Below are 17,697 nucleotides of genomic sequence, written 5' to 3' on the forward strand. Positions count from 1 at the left end.
AAAATATGGAAAAGAAATTTGAAAAGTTGTCATTGGCAGAAATTGGCATTATTTCTTTTATGGGACTTATTTTATTGATTAGCTTAGGCGCTAGTTGGTATAAAAATGCTCAAAGCGAAACAAGCGATACAAAGACAGTACAGCAAGTGCCCAATCAGAAAAAAACGGTTGATACATTATTTCAGGATGCTGAGAATGCTGTCATTGTATTAGAAGGAACACATACTGAAGAGAAACTTGCAGAGGCACAATCTGCAGTAAACAAGGTTACGGATGCGACTAAAAAAGCAGCATTACAGAAACGGATTGACCAAGTAAAAGAGCTAGTGGGACAGCAGACAGATGCTCAAACACAGGCTAAGCTAAAAGCGGAGTTGGTCAGGGCGGAAGCAGCCCAAAAAGTAGCTGATGAGAAAAAAGTATCTGAAACAGGGACTAGTCAGTCAACGGACCTTGCTGAAGCTAGTGAGACCTCACAAGAATCCTATGTAGTGCCTAATCAAAATATATATGGAAATCAAAGTGTGAGTTCAACAAGCCAGTATACAAGCAGCGTGGCGTCAACTAGTACAAGTACTTCAGTCCCTCCGACTAGTGAAGGAGCACCTGTGGTAGAAACTCCAACAGTTTCTGAAACCCCGGCGGAAACGACGGATTCAACAACTAGCCTGGTTGAGTCAGTGGAAACAGTTCCAACAGCTGACGAGAGTTCACCAGATAATCCGTAGGTTTTTTAGCTACTGGGTGTATTAGCATACTGGAAAAAATAGCTATTTGTATTTCAACACCAATTTTTTCTTGTAACGATCTAGTTTAAATACATACGATAAGAGTGAGGAATTTCGCGTAAAACAGAATTTTCTTGCTTTTTATTTTTAGTATTTTATTGAATAGTGCGAGAATGATTTCCTGCTATAGCGGTTGAGAGCATATTTGATAGGAGGATGAAAAAGTTGGTGCAAAAAGGAAAGTAGGAAGTGCACTTGGTTTCAGCAACGAGCTTCATTTTTTGCTATAATATACCTTATGAGAATTGTATCGGGAAGCTATGGTGGAAGACCACTGAAAACGTTAGATGGAAAAACAACCAGACCGACATCGGATAAGGTCCGTGGAGCCATGTTCAATATGATTGGTCCCTATTTTGAGGGTGGTAGAGTTCTTGACTTGTACGCCGGCAGTGGTGGTTTATCTATCGAGGCTATATCTCGTGGCATGGAGTCAGCAGTTCTGGTTGAGCGAGATCGACGAGCACAAGCCATTATCCGTGAAAATATTGCAATGACTAAGGAAGCAGATAAATTTCAGCTTCTAGCAATGGAAGCTAGACAGGCTTTGAACAGTGTGGAAGGGCCTTTCGACCTGGTATTCTTGGACCCTCCTTATGCAGAGCAGGAAATTGAAGATGTGATAACAGAACTTTGTCGCCGTGACTTACTAGCAGATGATGTTATGGTAGTCTGCGAAACGGATAAGGCGGTCTCTCTTCCGGAGGAAATAGCAGAGCTGGGGATATGGAAAGAGAAATTCTACGGAATTAGTAAGGTAACAGTATATGTCAGATAAGATTGGATTGTTTACGGGCTCATTTGACCCCATTACCAATGGACACTTGGACTTAATTGAACGAGCGAGTGGACTATTTGATAAATTATATGTGGGAGTTTTTACCAATCCTAAAAAGGCAGGACTCTTGACAGGTTTGGAGAGAAAAGCCATTTTGGAGAAGCTTTTTGTAGGAATGGAGAATATCGAGGTCGTTCTGTCTGAAAATGAATTGGTAGTCGATGTAGCTAAGCGCTATGGAGTAACACATTTGGTCCGAGGATTGCGTAATGCGACCGATTTGGAATACGAGTCAAGTTTTGATTTTTACAATCGTCAGTTGGCGCCAGATTTGGAAACTATTTATTTAATCGCCAAGCCAGAGCTTAAGTTCGTATCATCCAGCCAGGTTCGAGAATTGCTGTATTTCAAACAGGACATAGGTCCTTATGTTCCAGAAATTGTTAGTGAGGAGATTAGAAAGAATGAAGAAAAATAGGAAGTTAACCTTAATTGCATCTATTGTTTTAGGAACTCTTTTGATTTGGTTTGCCGTTTTTGTTCGTCTGCCTTATTATTTGGAAAGTCCAGGTGGAGCTGCCGATATTCGTCAGGTACTAACGGTGAACAATCAAATAGACCAAGAGGATGGCTCTTACAACTTCACCTATGTATCAGTCCAACAAGCCACAGCTTTACAACTATTCGCTGCTCAGTTTGATCCCTATACGACAATTCGTTCCTCTGAAGAGATGACAGGAGGGGCCGACAATGAAGAGTATTTTCGTATAGCACAGTTTTACATGGAGACATCGCAAAATATGGCGAAGTACCAAGGTTTGACCTTGGCAGGAAAAGAAGTCAATCTTGATTTCTTTGGTGTCTATGTACTTGCCTTGGCGGATGATTCGACCTTTAAAAAAGTTCTTAATATTGCTGACACTGTTGTGAGTATCAATGGAAAAACATTTGAGTCTTCTCCTGATTTGATAAAATATGTGAGTGGCTTGGAACTTGGAAGTGATGTGACAGTTGGTTATATTAGCGCCGGTCAGGAAAAATCTGCGGACGGTAAGATTATCAAATTGTCTAATGGCAAAAACGGAATAGGCATTACTCTCGTAGATCATACAGAGGTTCAAAGTTCGATTCCGATTGATTTCCAAACGGGAGATATTGGTGGTCCAAGTGCTGGTCTGATGTTTACACTTGCCATCTATACTCAACTCGCAGAGCCTGACTTACGTGATGGTCGAATTATTGCTGGTACGGGGACTATCGAGCAGGATGGAAAAGTAGGTGACATTGGTGGGGCTGATAAGAAGGTTATTTCGGCAGCTAAGTCAGGTGCAAGTATCTTTTTTGTACCAAATAATCCAGTTGATGTGGAAGTTTTGAAGGAAGATCCAAAGGCTAAAACCAACTATGAGGAAGCTAAAGAAGCTGCGGAGAAAGCAGGGTTGGATATTGAGGTAGTTCCTGTAAAAACTGTTCAAGAGGCTATTGATTATTTGAAGAAAACGAAGGGCGAGTAAATCGTCCTTTTTTGCTAGAGAATAATATTATAATTGTCAGAAATTTCTCCTAAATGGTAAAGTAGAAGAATTTCCAGATAAATCGTGTTATAATAATAAGGTTAAGTGTGAGAATTTAGATTCTGACCAGATAGATTATTAATCAAATGATTTTTACGTATGAAGATTTTATAAGATAGGAGGACAAATGAAAAAAGAAATTTCACCTGAAATGTATAACTATAATAAATACCCTGGTCCGAGTTTTGCTCGTGTCGGAGATAAGGTTGTATCTGAAAATATTGAATTGGACCTTTTGGAAGATTACAAGAATGCTTTTGACCAGACGATTTTTGGTCAACGTTTTTCACAACTCATGCTCAAATTTGATTATATTGTGGGAGATTGGGGCAATGAGCAGCTGAGATTAAGGGGATTCTATACAGACGATAAAAATGTTAAATCAGACTTAAAAATCAGCCGCTTGGACGACTATTTGACGGAGTATTGTAATTTTGGTTGTGCTTATTTCGTCTTAGCCAATCCGAATCCACAAGACTTGCCTGCTGAGGAGGAGGATAGACCGCGTCGGAAGCGGAGTCGTTCTCGCAATCGGAACAGAAATCAGCAACGGACGGAGCCTATTGCGCCAAAAGAAAACAAAAGTAATCGCAATGACCGTCAGAAAAAAGGGAAGCAGCAAAACAAACAGTCGGAACAGCGTCATTTTACTATGAAGAATGCTGGTGTTAAGGCGAGTCAAACAGAGCGTTCTCAAAAACGTGAGCGTAAGCAGAGCAAGCGTGAGATGAATGAAGTGAAGCGTAACTTTGTTATCCGCCAGAAATAGGGAGAAATATGAAACCATCAATTTATGCATTTAGTCAAGCCAATCTGGTTGATTGGATTTTAGAAAACGGAGAGAAGAAGTTCCGTGCCACTCAAATTTGGGAATGGCTTTACCGTTCTCGTGTCCAATCTTTTGCGGAAATGACCAACTTGCCAAAATCTTTGATTGAAAAGTTGGAAGAACATTTTGTAGTTAATCCGCTCAAACAACGGATTGTACAGGAGTCTAAGGACGGTACTATCAAATACCTTTTTGAACTGCCAGATGGCATGTTGATTGAGACAGTTCTCATGCACCAGCACTATGGCCTTTCAGTCTGTGTAACGACACAAGTTGGCTGTAATATCGGCTGTACATTCTGTGCATCTGGATTGATTCCTAAGCAACGTGACTTGACTAGCGGTGAGATTGTGGCTCAGATTATGTTGGTACAAAAGTACTTGGATGAGCGCAATCAGAATGAGCGTGTTAGCCATATCGTTGTGATGGGGATTGGTGAACCGCTTGATAACTACGATAATGTTATGACCTTCTTGCGAGTGGTTAATGACGACAAGGGCTTGGCAATTGGTGCCCGTCACATCACGGTATCCACTTCTGGTTTGGCACCAAAAATCCGTGACTTTGCACGTGAAGGTGTCCAAGTAAACTTGGCAGTATCTCTACATGCGCCAAATAATGACCTTCGTTCGAGCATTATGCGGATCAACCGCCGTTATCCAATCGAGGTCTTGTTCGAGGCAATCGAAGACTATATCAAAGTGACCAACCGCCGTGTGACCTTTGAGTATATTATGCTCAATGAGGTCAACGATGGGGTTGAACAGGCGCAAGAGTTAGCTGATTTGACCAAGAACATCCGTAAATTGTCTTATATCAACTTGATTCCTTATAACCCAGTTAGTGAACATGACCAGTACAGTCGTTCAACCAAGGAACGTACTCTTGCTTTCTTTGATGTTTTGAAGAAAAATGGTGTTAATTGTGTCGTTCGTCAGGAACATGGTACTGATATTGATGCGGCATGTGGTCAGTTGCGCTCCAATACGCTCAAAAAAGACCGTGAAAAGGCACGTGCTCGCATCGCTGCAGCAAAAGCAAAGGCAGGTATTCGAGCATGAGAAAATTCTTCCAAGCAGATGGAAACTTGACCAAGCTAGGAAGACAGATTTGTAAGACCTTAGCTGGAGCCTATGCTCTGGCTATTGTCTTACTTTGTTTCCTACCACAGACTTGGTACCCACAGTATAAGGATTTCTCGACCCCAGGAATTATTCAAATTGGCCGTCTCTATCTTTTACCAACTCCTTTCAACAGCATCGTCAACGGGGACAAGGTAGATAGTTTGGCGGACCTAGGGTGGATTTTCTTGCAAAACATCACTAATATTTTTCTACTTTTTCCTCTGATTTTTCTTCTTTTGTTTCTTAGGGAAGAATGGCGGAGCCTTCGATCGGTGATTCGTTATAGTTTTTGTATCAGTCTTTTTATTGAATGCACACAGCTTCTGTTGGACCTCCTGATCGATGCTGGTCGGGTCTTTGAAGTTGATGATCTCTGGACTAATACATTAGGCGGTGTGTTGGCTTATACAACCTATAAAGTGTGGTGTAGATTCTGTCAAGGAAGAACGAAACAGTAGTTTTCAGCGTTTTCAGAGTTTTTAGAAAATTTTAAAAAACCTATTGACAATCTTGAGCAGATACCGTATAATCTCTTTAAATCAGAAGAAGTAATAAAGCAGAAGTCTTCAGGGAGCCTGTGGTACTGGGAACAGGTGGCGGAGTTTTATGAAATGGGCTGATGTGCATTTATGTCTATTTTATGACGTCGTTAGTCGGTCTTGCCGTACCATCAGTACTGCCTTCACCCGACTGCCTAGTCCTAAAATGCCCTAAATTCACAATGATTGTTTGCTGTAGCTTCTTTTGAGTAATCAGCCAAAACAGTCACACAAATGAACTTAAAACAATGATAGTTCGGTTGGCACACCTTACAGTGCAACTCCTTGTTAGAGGAGATGAGATATGGGAGGATTCTAGACAATTCCCATAAGTGAGGTGGCACCGTGTCATTGACGCCCTCGCAGGATGTTTTTTCCTGCGTGGGCTTTTTCATTGTCTTTGTAGATTGCTTTTATATTTTGTCACGTTCAGCTTGTCTAACTTGACTTATGTCTGGTCTTGGTCTCTTATCAAAAAAGTAATCTATTTCGATGATGATAGATATTACGAGGTAAGCAATATGAAACGATGGCGTAGCAATTTTTAATAAATGATGGATGTTGTTAGTAGAAAAATTTCAGAATAAAGGAAATAGAAAGAGGGAATTATATGACAGAAAAAGGTTATTTTGGGCAATTTGGTGGTAGTTTTGTACCAGAGCAAATTCAGGTTTTGCTGGATCAGTTGGAGGAAACGTTTGAACAGTACCGCAATGATCCAGAATTTTTGGCGGAATACCAAGCTTATCTGAAAGATTATGCTGGTCGTGAAACGCCATTGTATTTTGCGGAATCATTGACCAAGGAGCTTGGTGGAGCGAAAATCTATCTCAAACGGGAAGATTTGAATCACTTAGGCTCTCATAAGTTAAACAATGTGCTGGGGCAAATTTTGTTGGCGAAAAGAATGGGGAAAACTCGAGTGATTGCAGAAACTGGTGCTGGTCAACATGGGGTTGCGACTGCTGCTGTTGCGGCACGATTTGGTTTGGGCTGTGATGTTTATATGGGGGCAGAAGATGTCAAACGTCAACGGCTAAATGTTTTCCGAATGGAGATGATGGGGGCGCGTGTTCATGCTGTAACGGATGGAACGCAAACCTTGAAAGAGGCAGTAGATGCGGCATTCGGTGCATGGATGGTAGATTTAGATGCCTTCTATGTTTTGGGATCAGCAGTCGGTCCTCATCCCTATCCGACGATTGTCCATGAGTTTCAAAAGATTATTAGTCTAGAATCTTGCCGTCAGATTTTAGAAAAAGAAGGTCGTTTGCCAGACTACGTTATTGCCTGTGTGGGTGGCGGTTCCAATGCCATCGGTGCATTTTCTCAATATTTACCAGATGAGTCAGTCAAGCTTATCGGTGTAGAAGCTGCTGGTAAAGGAGTTGATACAGAACTGCATGCGGCGACCATGACGAAAGGAACAGTCGGTGTGGTTGATGGTATGAAGACTATCTCCCTTTTTGATGAGAATGGTGGAGTAGCGCCTGTATATTCCATTTCAGCAGGTTTGGATTATCCAGGTGTTGGCCCAGAACATGCCCACTATAAGGAAACTGGTCGTGTTAATTATGTCGCAGCAACAGATGATGAGGCTGTTAATGCCCTTTTGACCTTAAGTCGTACAGAAGGAATTCTTCCAGCCATTGAATCTTCTCATGCGATTGCAGAAGCTATTCGATTAGCACCACAACTAGATAAAGATAAAATCATTATTATCAATGTTTCCGGTCGAGGAGACAAGGATGTGGCGGCTATTGCGGATTATTTGGAGAGTAGATAAAAGAAATCCCCTGACGGTTGCTTATCGTCAGGGGTTATTTGTTATTTCCAAAAGTCATCAAAAATCGTGATTGGCAGGTGGCGTTTATGAGCAGTTTTGTTCCACCATCCTTCGATAATGGTTTGGGCTTGAGGATCGATGGTTTTACCTTCGAGATAGTCGTCGATTTGGTTATAGGTAACACCGAGAGCGACTTCATCAGCCAGACCTGGCTTGTCTTCTTCCAAGTCCGCAGTAGGGACTTTGAGGTAGAGTTTTTCATCTGCCCCCAGTTCAGCTAGAAGCTGTTTTCCTTGGCGTTTGTTGAGGCGGAAGAGGGGCAGGATATCTGCACCGCCGTCGCCGTGCTTGGTAAAGAAACCAGTGATATTTTCAGCTGCATGGTCGGTTCCGATAACCGCCCCCTTGCGTTCCCCAGCGATAGCGTATTGGGCAATCATGCGCATGCGGGCTTTAGCATTTCCCTTATTAAAATCAGACATAGCAAGCCCATTTGCATTGACTGCAGCCACCATGGCATCTGTTGATTCCTTGATGTTGATGGTTAAGCTGACATCTGGTTGAATAAAGGCTAGGGCTGCTTGGGCGTCGGACTCGTCAGCTTGCACGCCGTAAGGTAGGCGGATAGCGATAAATTGATAAGAATCGTCACCCGTTTCCGCCCGCATTTCTTCCATAGTCAGCTGGGCCAAACGACCAGCCAAGGTCGAGTCTTGTCCACCCGAAATTCCCAAGACATAGGTTTTCAAAAATGGGTGTTTTTTCAGGTAATCTTTGAGAAAGTCGATGGAGCGACGGATTTCTTCTTCGGGGTCAATGCTTGGCTTGACACCTAATTCTTTGATGATTGTTTCCTGTAGGGTCATAACATACCTTTCTTAGATGGATTTGGTCTGAGTTTGTTTGCGAATACGATTGATGAGGTTCATCTTATTATCCCAAACATCTTGTGCCAAGTCGACTGGATAGAGCTGTGGGTTGAGCACACGTTTGTATTCATCCCACAGCTTATCAAATTCTTGATTGGCATAGGTTTGAATTTCCGCTAGGCTTGGAAGTTCATAGACCTGTTTTCCTTTTTCGAAAATAGGAACTAGGAGAGGACGTGCATCAAAGTTCTCGATGGTTTTATTGATGTAGGTGTAGGTTGGATGGAACATATAGATGTTATCCATCTGTGTGACGTCAGTGTCCGCAAAGGTGATGTAGTCCCCCTCTGATTTCCCTTTTTCTTTGGAGGTGATGCGCCAAACCTGTTTCTTACCAGGAGTGGAGACTTTTTCCGCATTAGAAGACAGCTTGATGGTGTCACGCATATTTCCATCTTCATCTTCGATGGATACAATTTTGTAGACAGCCCCCAAGGCAGGTTGGTCATAAGCTGTAATTAGCTTAGTGCCCACTCCCCAGACATCAATTTTTGCCTTTTGCATTTTGAGGTTGAGGATGGTATTTTCATCCAGGTCATTAGATGCGTAAATCTTCGCATCTGTAAAACCTGCATCATCTAATTGTTGACGAACTTTCTTGGAAATATAGGCCATATCGCCTGAATCAATCCGAACCCCTTTGAAGTTAATCTTATCTCCCATTTCTTTGGCAACCTTGATGGCTGCTGGAACACCAATACGAAGCGTGTCATAGGTATCAACGAGGAAGACACAGTCATGATGGGTTTCAGCGTAGGCTTTGAAAGCCTTGTAATCATCTCCGTATGTTTGAACCAAGGCGTGGGCATGGGTACCAGCGACAGGGATGCCGAAGATTTTGCCAGCTCGAACATTGGAAGTCGCAGATGCTCCACCAATAAATGCTGCCCGTGTACCCCAGATAGCAGCATCCATTTCTTGGGCACGGCGAGTGCCAAATTCCATCAAGGGCTCATCTTCAATGACAGCCTTGATACGGCGAGCTTTTGTAGCAATTAGGGTTTGGTAGTTGACGATGTTTAAGAGGGCAGTTTCGATTAGTTGGCATTGTGCCAATGGTCCTTCGATTTGAAGAATGGGTTCGTTAGCGTAGACCAGATCGCCCTCCTTAGCCGAACGGACAGTGAGAGTCATTTCCAATTGGGACAAGTAATCAAGGAAATCCTGCGGATAACCTAGTTCTGTCAGATAGTCAATGTCTGTCTGGCTAAAGCTGAGATTGTTGAGGTAGTTTACAACGCGTTCCAAACCAGCAAATACAGCGTAGCCATTTTTAAAAGGTTGTGAACGGAAATAGACTTCGAATACAGCGTGTTTATTGTGGATGTTTTGGTCAAAATAGATCTGCATCATGTTGATTTGATAAAGGTCGGTATGCAGGGTTAAACTGTCATCCTTAAATAGTGTCATAACGTTTCTCCTTTTGCCTTCCGATCAAGGAGGCACTCCAATTATTTTGATGGAGTTGAACTCTAATATGCCTTCTATTATAACAAAAAAATCGAGAAAAACTCGATTTAGAGAGTGATATTGATGACTAGACTGGCTAAAAATAGAAAAGGAACATAAGGGAGGGATTTTGGTTTAAAGATAAAAAAGATTGCCAGTCCAATGATGGAACTAAGCTGAATAATCCAGAGAATTTCTGTAAAGCCAAACAAAAGAGACAGACTTGCCAGATAGAGAAAGTCACCAGAACCGATATTGAGTTGCCATTTTTCAGTCAGATAGGCTAGGACCAAAAAGCCACAGAAAAGCCAGTTGAGCTGGGAGAGTACCAGAGCTATAAAAGTAAAAATGAGCCAAACAGCAAAAGGATATTCCTGATGTTTGATGTCGTAAATGGTCAAAACTAGTCCTGCCAAGATGAGAATGGTTTCGGTTAGGTTTAGGACTTGAAAATGGCAGAGCAGGACAACTAGACCAGCTAAGAATTCTAGTCCCAGATACCAATAAGGTATCTTCGCCTTGCAGTAACGGCATTTGGATTTTGTCGAAAGCTGGGATAGGACTGGAATTAAGTCCCAGGCCTTGAGCAGTCGCTTGCAGGCATTGCAGTGACTAGAGGGGGCGATAATGGACTGTTCAGGGAAACGGTCGATGACCAATCCCAAGAAGGAGCCGATAGAAGCTCCAAGGAAAAATAGGATAATTGTCTTCATACCTATTTATTCGTAAATGGAAGAAGAAAATGAGTAGATTTTAAAAAATTTTTTGAAGATGGAAAGTATGCTATACTAGGTGTGATAAATTTTACAAAATAGTAGAAAGTACAGTAATTAGGAGAAAGTATGCTTAGACCTTTACACATGGCCCATGCCTTTTTAGATGAAATATTAACAGACCAGGACCTAGCGGTCGATGCGACTATGGGAAATGGCCATGACACGCTATTTTTAGCCCAACGAGCAGGAAAAGTTGTGGCCTTTGATATTCAGGAACAAGCCCTGACCACAACGGCTGAAAAACTAGAAAAAGCTGGCTTGACCAATGCCCAATTGGTTTTGACAGGACACGAAAATCTAGACCAGTATGTAGAGGAATGCAAGGCAGCGATTTTCAATCTGGGCTATCTACCTTCGGCGGACAAGTCAGTCATTACCCTGCCTACAACTACCCTTCAGGCCATTGAGAAAGTCCTAGAGCGACTGGTGGTTGGAGGTCGCTTGGCTATCATGATTTACTATGGTCACGAGGGCGGAGCTCTTGAGAAGGATGCAGTCTTAGACTTTGTCAGCCAGCTAGACCAGACCGTCTTTACCGCCATGCTCTACAAACCGCTCAACCAAGTTAATACCCCACCGTTTTTGGTGATGGTGGAACGATTAAAATCCAGCTCAAACTAGGGCTGGATTTATTTTTATAATATCGGTTTATACTCAACAAAAATCAAAATCAAACCAATCAAGTGTTTTTTAACCATCGTCTACTAACAATTGGTTTTAAAATAGACCAATCTAACTCTCGTATCACTTCTTGAAGCTTGTTTATCACATCATCTAGTGTTTTAAAAGCTTTATTCTTAAACCCTCTCTTTCGAATCTCAGCCCAAACTTGTTCAATTGGATTCATTTCAGGAGTATAGGGAGGAATAAACTCAAAACCAATATTATGTGGTTTCTCTAAGGTACTTGATTTATGCCAAACGGCATTGTCCATCACTAATAAAATATAATCGTCAGGATAAGCTTCAGATAGTTGTTTGAGAAAAACATTCATCCAATCTGTATTGCAACCCCCAGCGATAATGAAGAAGGACTCTCCTGTATGGGCATCAATAGCACCATAGCAATAGCGATACTCACGAATATAGTGGCTATGTACATGCGGTCTCACCCCTTTTGGTGCCCAGGCCTTTCCAATTTTACTAATCCGACCGAAACCCGCCTCATCTTGATACATTAGTCTGACTTTATGATAGCGACGACTATTCTTGAAGCGCTTTCCTATTTTCGTGAATGAAGATTTTATTTTTAGACGCTAGAATCGTTTCGGCGTCTGCTTTTTTAGGGTGTTCTGGTCTTGGCGTCACTTTGCGCCAACCATGGCGTTTCAGAAGGGCATAGAATCCTTCCTTGGTCGTAGGGTGTCCAACCCGTTTCTGATAAGTTTCGTAGAGAGAGTTTATGGTCACAAATTCGCCATTTAGTGAAGCTGTTAACTGTTCTTTTAGAAATGCTTCCTCTTCTTGAAGGGTTAAATATTGACGGTTCCGTCCACCTCGCGTTTCTCTTACTAGAGCTGAAATCCCACCAAGCTCATACTTGCCTTGTAAGGACCAGATTGTATACTTTGAATAGCCGATAAGGTTAGTGATTTCTCTATAACTGAGACCTTCGGCTCTGAACAGGATTACTTGAAGTCGTCTATGAAATGGGGAATAGGTTTTATCTTTCAAATAAGTTTTTAATTCGTTTGTTTGTTCGATAGTAAGTTTCATAAATCTATTATACGTTAGTTTTTGTTTTTTGAACAGTATTAATGAACAATCTTCCCTCGCCCAAGTCAATCAATTCTACCTGATTGCCATAAAAATCGCTGAGGAGTTCAGGGGTCAGGATATCTTCTTTGAGTCCCTGTGCCAGGACCTTTCCATCCTTGAGCAGGAGGACATGAGTGAAATTATCAGTGATTTCCTCTGCGTGGTGGGTGACGTAGATAATTGCAGGAGCCGTTGGGAGTTGGCAAATGTAGTCAATGTGGTGGAGCAGGCGTTCGCGGGCTAGAAGGTCTAAGCCCACAGTAGCCTCGTCTAAAATCAAAATAGCCGGCTCTTCCATCAAACTTCGGGCAATCAGCAGGAGTTGGCGTTCGCCCTGTGACAAACTAGCATAGGTCCGACCGATCAAGTGCTCAGCCTTAATGGTTTTGAGCCTGTCTATGGCTTCATCCAATTCAGCTTGACCGTATTCACGATAGAGGATGGAGGATTTGTACTTTCCAGTCAAGACAATCTGCTCAGCTGTCAAATCAATGGGAAAGCGTTCGGCAAGGAAAGAACCAACGACCCCAATCTTAGTGCGTAGGCTAGGAATATCTCCCTTACCAAACTCCACTCCAAGAACCGTCAAGTCACCAGAGGTCTTCCAAAATTCAGCCATTAAAATACGAAGGAGGGTTGACTTTCCAGCTCCATTTAGCCCTAAAATAGCCCAACGCTCTCCTTGTTTAAATTCCCAGTTGATGTCTTCTAAAATAGTTTTACCTTGTCGTTTATAGTGGACATTCTTCATCGAAATAATCATAGTTGCTCTCCTATTCCTTTTGATTATTGTAACATAAACAGACATGAGGGACTAGTTATAACAAGAAATATGTTAAATTTTAGAATTTGTGGTATAATGGGAATGTTATAAATTTTATTATAGGAGAACATCATGGAAGACCCTGGTAGTCAGACCATCTATTTACAACTGTTAATTTTATTCTTATTGACTCTGTTCAATGCCTTCTTTTCAGCCTCTGAAATGGCGCTTGTTTCTCTAAATCGTTCAAGAGTAGAACAAAAGGCCGCAGACGGTGAGAAGAAATACATTCGCTTGCTTCAAGTTTTAGAGAATCCTAACAATTTTCTATCAACCATTCAGGTCGGTATTACCTTCATCTCCATCCTTTCAGGTGCCAGCTTGGCTAATGATTTGGGAGCTGTATTTTCCAAATGGATGGGGAATTCAACAACAGCGCAAACCGCAGGATACTGGCTTGCACTGGCTATGTTGACCTTTGTTTCAATCGTTCTTGGCGAATTGTACCCTAAGCGGATTGCCATGAATATGAAGGAAAATCTGGCAGTAGTCACTGCACCAGTGATTATTTTCCTTGGAAAAATTGTTAGTCCGTTCGTGTGGTTATTATCAGCTGCAACGAATCTTATCAGCCGTATTACTCCTATGAATTTTGATGATGCGGATGAGCAAATGACACGGGATGAAATTGAATATATTTTGACAAAGAGTGAGAAAACCTTAGATGCCGAAGAAATCGAAATGCTTCAAGGTGTGTTCTCTTTAGATGAGCTGATGGCACGTGAAGTAATGGTTCCTCGTACGGATGCTTTCATGGTGGATATTGAGGATGATACAGCAACCATCATGGCAGCTATCCTCAAGCAGAATTTTTCACGTATCCCTGTTTATGATGGTGATAAGGACAATATCATTGGTCTGATTCATACCAAGAAAATCTTGTCAGAAGCTTTCAGTAATGGCTTTGATAATCTCAACATCCGCCGCATTATGCAGGAGCCTCTCTTCGTTCCTGAAACGATTTTCGTGGATGATTTGTTGACATCGTTGAGAAATACCCAAAATCAAATGGCCATCTTGTTAGATGAGTATGGTGGAGTTGCAGGTCTCGTTACCTTGGAAGATTTGCTGGAAGAAATTGTCGGGGAAATCGATGATGAAACGGATAAAACAGAAATTTTTGTCCGTGAAATCGCTGAGAATGCCTATATTGTTCAAGGAAACATGACCCTAAATGACTTCAATGAGCATTTTGAGATGGAGTTGGAAAGTGATAACGTTGATACGATTGCTGGTTATTATCTGACAGGAGTCGGTACCATTCCAAGCCAAGACGAGAAAGTTTCCTTTGAAGTGGATAGTAAAGATCACCATCTGGTTCTTATTAACGATAAGGTAAAAAATGGTCGCGTAACAAAATTAAAACTCTTGATTACACCACTGGAGAAAGAAGAAACCGATAAGGACTAGGGCAACCTAGTCTTTTAGCTTTTTTCTTGCGGAAGATGATGGTTATGAAAGAAAGTAAATGATAGAAGCGTTTTCATTTTTGTGGTATACTATTCATATTAAGTGATGAGGTTGAGATGATGACAGAAATTGATTATCGTAAGGTTGCTGGATTGGTTCATTCAACAGAGAGTTTTGGTTCTGTTGATGGACCTGGTGTACGTTTTGTGATTTTTATGCAAGGCTGCCACATGCGGTGTCAGTATTGCCATAACCCAGATACTTGGGATTTGGTCAATCCTGCTGCAACAGAGAGGACTGCAGAAGATGTGCTCAATGAAGCCCTGCGTTTTCGTATGTTTTGGGGAAAAGAAGGTGGTATTACTGTTTCTGGTGGCGAGGCGACCATTCAGATAGATTTTTTGATTGCTCTCTTTACCTTGGCCAAAGAAAAAGGTATCCATACCACTTTGGATACCTGTGCGTTGACTTTCCGTAAGACAGAGCGTTACTTGGAAAAATATAGTCGGCTTATGGAAGTAACAGATTTGGTGATCCTTGATATTAAGGAAATGAATCCTGAGCAACACCGCATTGTGACAGGTCATAGTAACAAGACTATTTTAGAATGTGCTCAATATCTATCAGACATTGGTAAGCCTGTTTGGATTCGTCATGTCCTGGTACCGAATTTGACTGACCGAGATGAGGACTTGATTGAACTTGGTAAGTTTGTCAAGACTCTCAAGAATGTAGAGCGTTTTGAGGTGCTACCTTATCACAATCTTGGTGAATTTAAGTGGCGTGAATTGGGCAGACCCTATCCACTAGAGGGGACTAAGCCCCCAACGAAGGCTCGAGTGGAAAATGCAAAAAATTTAATGGAAACTGAGTCCTATCAAGACTACTTAAATAGGATTAAAGGATAGGCATAAAAAGACTTACCAAGATAGCTGAGTTGGTAAGTCTTTTTCTATGTTTTCTATTCAATAATGCAGAGTTTAGTTTTTATACCATCCACATCAACAAAGGCTGCGCTATTGTCTAGTCTTTGAAGGTTTAGGTTTGCAGCAATGGCACGATTCAAGGTTGCTTCAAAAGCTTCTTGATTGGAATAGATGACAGTATAGTAAGCAAGGCCTGGCATGCCTTCTTGTCTGGTTTCTAGATTTTTTCCTCCCCATTCGTTGACAGCTAGGTGGTGATGATAGTCGCCTGAGGCTAGCCAAGCTGCAGATGGGACAGAGAATTTATCCTCGACAGCTAGGATGTCTTGGTAGAATTGACTAGAAGCGGAGCTGTCCCGGACGGATAGGTGGATATGGCCCATGCGACTGCCAGCTGGCATCTGATAGGCTGCGTCAGCTTTTTTCCCTAAAGCATAAATTGTCTCTGCATCCATAGGATCGGTCTTGCCAATGATACGACCATCAGAACGGACATCCCAAGTGTCTTGCGGGAGGTCGCGGTAAATCTCAATGCCGTTGCCTTCGGTGTCGGCTAGGTAAATGGCTTCGCTGTAACCGTGGTCGCTGGCACCTTGTAGGGGAATTTTATTGTCAATTAGGTGACGGAAAATGGTGCCTAAGTCCTCACGGCTAGGTAGGACAATGGCCAAGTGATAGAGTCCGTAGCTGTGGCTGACATCTCCGTCTTGTGCTGTTTGGATGAGGCGAACTAAGAGGGTCTGACCGACGCCGAGGTCGATTTGGTTTTGACTTTCCGTCAAAATTTGCAGGCCTAGTACCTGTTGGTAAAATAGGCTTTGAAGTTCGAGATTGCGAACATTGAGGGCAACATAACCCAGTTCAAATTGGGAATTGTACATGGAAATACCTGACTTTCTGATACAATTTATAGGAATTTTCGAGTTACTTAGTATCTTTTGGTGAAGTAATGTGTGACGAATAGACTTTTGAAAATTGATTTTTATCTCATAGCTTTCTCAACAAGTGCGCTATCTACGATTTGGATAAAGTGTGTAATTCTATTTTCAGCATTAAAATCGTAAATATGGACAAAGTCTGCTTGAAAGGATTTCTGAGTAAGGTTGTAGGTTCCCTTGTAGTAGCCATAAACCATGACACGGTTTCCTGAAAAGGCGTAATCAACAGGTGTGGCACTATAATTGGTCCATTCAGAACCTAGTCTTGCATGGACGTTTTCAATCACTGCATCTGGACCGATATAGGTACCAGCATAGGGAAAGCCTGCAGCTTCTGTCCAAGAGATATCAGCAGCTAAATGGCTCTTGAAATCTTCTATCCGACCTTGAGCAGTAGCTAGATAAGTTTCTTCTAAAATATTTTTATATAATTGATTTTTTGACATACATTACCCCCATGGTATTTCACCTGTTAAGACTTTAGCACTCAATTCTAAGACTGCCTCGTTACGAAGATTAGGGAATTTTTCTTTCATCTTAGCGATAAAAGTAGCTGAGTCCTTGATTTCTTTTTTTAATTTGATTGCTACTTCAATATAGGCGATTGAAAAATCAAGTGCTTGAGAATCAAATGAACCTTCACTATCTGCATGACCTGGAATAATGAGAGATGCATCCAGTGCCTTCATATCTTTTAATCGATCTTGCCAGGCTTTCAATTGCTCGGTAGTTTGTGAATCTGCTAAGAAGAGATGAATTTGATTAAATGTATTGATACCGCCAATAATGGTTTTGGTTTCTGCATTCCAAAGATTGATTTGACTTGGTTCACTGCCGAAAAATTCCCATTTATCACCTTCAAATTCTAATGTAGATTCTTGAATGAGCGCTGGTAAAATAATATTTTTAGGAGCTTGGTCACCTAAAGAGTCTCCCCATACCTGTAATTTTTTTGATACTGTTTTTAAAATATGGTCGATAACATAAGACGTTGCATAGACAATGGCTTCTGGGAATGATTTTTTGATAGGCTCAAGAGCAAAATAATAGTCTGGATCCCCTTGAATGATAAAGATTTTTTCTAATGTCAGTTGCGCGTCTTGTAGATAGCGAACAATTCGCTCTCCTTCTGATTGTTTAAACCCTGAACCTACAAGGAGAGCCTTGCCATTTTTAATGATTAAGGTCGCCGTAACCATAAAACTTGATTCGTCATTTGTAAAGATGTGTAATTCTGTTCCATTTTGTAGCTTATAATGTTTTTCCATAAA

The 17,697-nt window shown here is 41.6% G+C and carries 18 protein-coding genes and 1 pseudogene; 11 read left to right on the forward strand and 8 right to left on the reverse strand.

The window, feature by feature from the left end; translation table 11 throughout:
* Positions 1-5: 5 nt before the first annotated feature.
* The 8 genes from K6969_RS02955 to trpB all read left to right on the forward strand — a co-directional run bounded on the left by K6969_RS02955 (position 6) and on the right by trpB (position 7,418).
* Positions 6-728, forward strand: a complete 723-nt coding sequence (locus K6969_RS02955; RefSeq protein WP_024385934.1) for a hypothetical protein — start codon at positions 6-8, stop codon at positions 726-728.
* Between the two features lie 298 nt (positions 729-1,026).
* On the forward strand, positions 1,027-1,566 hold the full coding sequence (gene rsmD, locus K6969_RS02960) for a 16S rRNA (guanine(966)-N(2))-methyltransferase RsmD (RefSeq protein WP_171942830.1): 540 nt from the start codon (positions 1,027-1,029) through the stop codon (positions 1,564-1,566).
* Positions 1,556-2,044 carry a pantetheine-phosphate adenylyltransferase gene (gene coaD, locus K6969_RS02965; RefSeq protein WP_002939048.1) on the forward strand — a complete coding sequence of 163 codons (489 nt, stop codon included), beginning with the start codon at positions 1,556-1,558 and terminating at the stop codon, positions 2,042-2,044. The genes rsmD and coaD overlap by 11 nt, the downstream gene beginning before the upstream one ends.
* Complete coding sequence (locus K6969_RS02970; RefSeq protein WP_044674235.1) at positions 2,031-3,080, forward strand: SepM family pheromone-processing serine protease; 1,050 nt, start codon at positions 2,031-2,033, stop codon at positions 3,078-3,080. The genes coaD and K6969_RS02970 overlap by 14 nt, the downstream gene beginning before the upstream one ends.
* A gap of 187 nt (positions 3,081-3,267) precedes the next feature.
* On the forward strand, positions 3,268-3,909 hold the full coding sequence (locus tag K6969_RS02975) for a YutD family protein (RefSeq protein WP_014638483.1): 642 nt from the start codon (positions 3,268-3,270) through the stop codon (positions 3,907-3,909).
* Positions 3,910-3,917: 8 nt separating this feature from the next.
* Positions 3,918-5,030 carry a 23S rRNA (adenine(2503)-C(2))-methyltransferase RlmN gene (gene rlmN, locus K6969_RS02980; protein ID WP_002942845.1) on the forward strand — a complete coding sequence of 371 codons (1,113 nt, stop codon included), beginning with the start codon at positions 3,918-3,920 and terminating at the stop codon, positions 5,028-5,030.
* Positions 5,027-5,551, forward strand: a complete 525-nt coding sequence (locus K6969_RS02985; protein WP_029173428.1) for a VanZ family protein — start codon at positions 5,027-5,029, stop codon at positions 5,549-5,551. The genes rlmN and K6969_RS02985 overlap by 4 nt, the downstream gene beginning before the upstream one ends.
* Before the next feature lie 691 nt (positions 5,552-6,242).
* A complete protein-coding gene (gene trpB, locus K6969_RS02990) occupies positions 6,243-7,418 on the forward strand; it encodes a tryptophan synthase subunit beta (protein WP_171942829.1) in 1,176 nt (391 codons plus the stop codon).
* A 41-nt stretch (positions 7,419-7,459) separates the two neighbouring features.
* Here the strand turns inward: trpB and nadE are convergent, their stop codons facing one another.
* The 3 genes from nadE to K6969_RS03005 all read right to left on the reverse strand — a co-directional run bounded on the left by nadE (position 7,460) and on the right by K6969_RS03005 (position 10,509).
* On the reverse strand, positions 7,460-8,284 hold the full coding sequence (gene nadE, locus K6969_RS02995; protein ID WP_044773306.1) for an ammonia-dependent NAD(+) synthetase: 825 nt from the start codon (positions 8,282-8,284) through the stop codon (positions 7,460-7,462).
* Between the two features lie 12 nt (positions 8,285-8,296).
* Positions 8,297-9,757 (reverse strand): nicotinate phosphoribosyltransferase, encoded by a 1,461-nt coding sequence (locus K6969_RS03000; protein WP_171942828.1) that lies wholly within the window; start codon positions 9,755-9,757, stop codon positions 8,297-8,299.
* A gap of 107 nt (positions 9,758-9,864) precedes the next feature.
* Positions 9,865-10,509, reverse strand: coding sequence for a prepilin peptidase (locus tag K6969_RS03005; protein WP_029173432.1), 645 nt, complete (start codon positions 10,507-10,509; stop codon positions 9,865-9,867).
* A gap of 129 nt (positions 10,510-10,638) precedes the next feature.
* Between K6969_RS03005 and K6969_RS03010 the strand changes: the two genes are divergently transcribed.
* Positions 10,639-11,193 (forward strand): tRNA (mnm(5)s(2)U34)-methyltransferase, encoded by a 555-nt coding sequence (locus tag K6969_RS03010; RefSeq protein WP_029173433.1) that lies wholly within the window; start codon positions 10,639-10,641, stop codon positions 11,191-11,193.
* A 58-nt stretch (positions 11,194-11,251) separates the two neighbouring features.
* On the opposite strand, the pseudogene K6969_RS03015 reads toward K6969_RS03010, so the two are convergent.
* Positions 11,252-12,110, reverse strand: a pseudogene (locus K6969_RS03015) (IS630 family transposase); the annotation flags it as partial.
* A gap of 184 nt (positions 12,111-12,294) precedes the next feature.
* Complete coding sequence (locus K6969_RS03020; protein WP_029172973.1) at positions 12,295-13,092, reverse strand: ABC transporter ATP-binding protein; 798 nt, start codon at positions 13,090-13,092, stop codon at positions 12,295-12,297.
* Between the two features lie 132 nt (positions 13,093-13,224).
* On the opposite strand from K6969_RS03020, the gene K6969_RS03025 reads away from it, so the two are divergent.
* Entirely contained in the window at positions 13,225-14,562 is a 1,338-nt protein-coding gene (locus tag K6969_RS03025) for a hemolysin family protein (protein WP_171942670.1), read from the forward strand.
* Between the two features lie 116 nt (positions 14,563-14,678).
* On the forward strand, positions 14,679-15,470 hold the full coding sequence (gene pflA / locus K6969_RS03030; RefSeq protein ID WP_029172975.1) for a pyruvate formate-lyase-activating protein: 792 nt from the start codon (positions 14,679-14,681) through the stop codon (positions 15,468-15,470).
* A gap of 53 nt (positions 15,471-15,523) precedes the next feature.
* Here the strand turns inward: pflA and K6969_RS03035 are convergent, their stop codons facing one another.
* From K6969_RS03035 to K6969_RS03045, 3 genes are all read right to left on the reverse strand, one after another.
* Complete coding sequence (locus K6969_RS03035) at positions 15,524-16,369, reverse strand: VOC family protein (protein WP_171942669.1); 846 nt, start codon at positions 16,367-16,369, stop codon at positions 15,524-15,526.
* Between the two features lie 101 nt (positions 16,370-16,470).
* On the reverse strand, positions 16,471-16,872 hold the full coding sequence (locus K6969_RS03040; protein WP_015647222.1) for a nuclear transport factor 2 family protein: 402 nt from the start codon (positions 16,870-16,872) through the stop codon (positions 16,471-16,473).
* 3 nt (positions 16,873-16,875) lie between these two features.
* Positions 16,876-17,694, reverse strand: coding sequence for a hypothetical protein (locus K6969_RS03045; RefSeq protein WP_029172976.1), 819 nt, complete (start codon positions 17,692-17,694; stop codon positions 16,876-16,878).
* Positions 17,695-17,697: the final 3 nt, after the last annotated feature.

The organism is Streptococcus suis, assembly GCF_019856455.1.
Lineage (GTDB): Bacteria > Bacillota > Bacilli > Lactobacillales > Streptococcaceae > Streptococcus > Streptococcus suis_AE.

Coding starts and splice junctions, on each gene's coding strand:
- K6969_RS03000 (WP_171942828.1), bottom strand. CDS start 9,757: ATGACACTATTTAAGGATGACAGTTTAACCCTGCATACCGACCTTTAT.
- K6969_RS03040 (WP_015647222.1), bottom strand. CDS start 16,872: ATGTCAAAAAATCAATTATATAAAAATATTTTAGAAGAAACTTATCTA.
- K6969_RS02970 (WP_044674235.1), top strand. CDS start 2,031: ATGAAGAAAAATAGGAAGTTAACCTTAATTGCATCTATTGTTTTAGGA.
- K6969_RS02975 (WP_014638483.1), top strand. CDS start 3,268: ATGAAAAAAGAAATTTCACCTGAAATGTATAACTATAATAAATACCCT.
- K6969_RS03025 (WP_171942670.1), top strand. CDS start 13,225: ATGGAAGACCCTGGTAGTCAGACCATCTATTTACAACTGTTAATTTTA.
- K6969_RS03005 (WP_029173432.1), bottom strand. CDS start 10,509: ATGAAGACAATTATCCTATTTTTCCTTGGAGCTTCTATCGGCTCCTTC.
- rlmN (WP_002942845.1), top strand. CDS start 3,918: ATGAAACCATCAATTTATGCATTTAGTCAAGCCAATCTGGTTGATTGG.
- K6969_RS03035 (WP_171942669.1), bottom strand. CDS start 16,369: ATGTACAATTCCCAATTTGAACTGGGTTATGTTGCCCTCAATGTTCGC.
- trpB (WP_171942829.1), top strand. CDS start 6,243: ATGACAGAAAAAGGTTATTTTGGGCAATTTGGTGGTAGTTTTGTACCA.
- K6969_RS03045 (WP_029172976.1), bottom strand. CDS start 17,694: ATGGAAAAACATTATAAGCTACAAAATGGAACAGAATTACACATCTTT.
- rsmD (WP_171942830.1), top strand. CDS start 1,027: ATGAGAATTGTATCGGGAAGCTATGGTGGAAGACCACTGAAAACGTTA.
- K6969_RS03010 (WP_029173433.1), top strand. CDS start 10,639: ATGCTTAGACCTTTACACATGGCCCATGCCTTTTTAGATGAAATATTA.
- K6969_RS02955 (WP_024385934.1), top strand. CDS start 6: ATGGAAAAGAAATTTGAAAAGTTGTCATTGGCAGAAATTGGCATTATT.
- nadE (WP_044773306.1), bottom strand. CDS start 8,284: ATGACCCTACAGGAAACAATCATCAAAGAATTAGGTGTCAAGCCAAGC.
- coaD (WP_002939048.1), top strand. CDS start 1,556: ATGTCAGATAAGATTGGATTGTTTACGGGCTCATTTGACCCCATTACC.
- K6969_RS02985 (WP_029173428.1), top strand. CDS start 5,027: ATGAGAAAATTCTTCCAAGCAGATGGAAACTTGACCAAGCTAGGAAGA.
- K6969_RS03020 (WP_029172973.1), bottom strand. CDS start 13,092: ATGATTATTTCGATGAAGAATGTCCACTATAAACGACAAGGTAAAACT.
- pflA (WP_029172975.1), top strand. CDS start 14,679: ATGATGACAGAAATTGATTATCGTAAGGTTGCTGGATTGGTTCATTCA.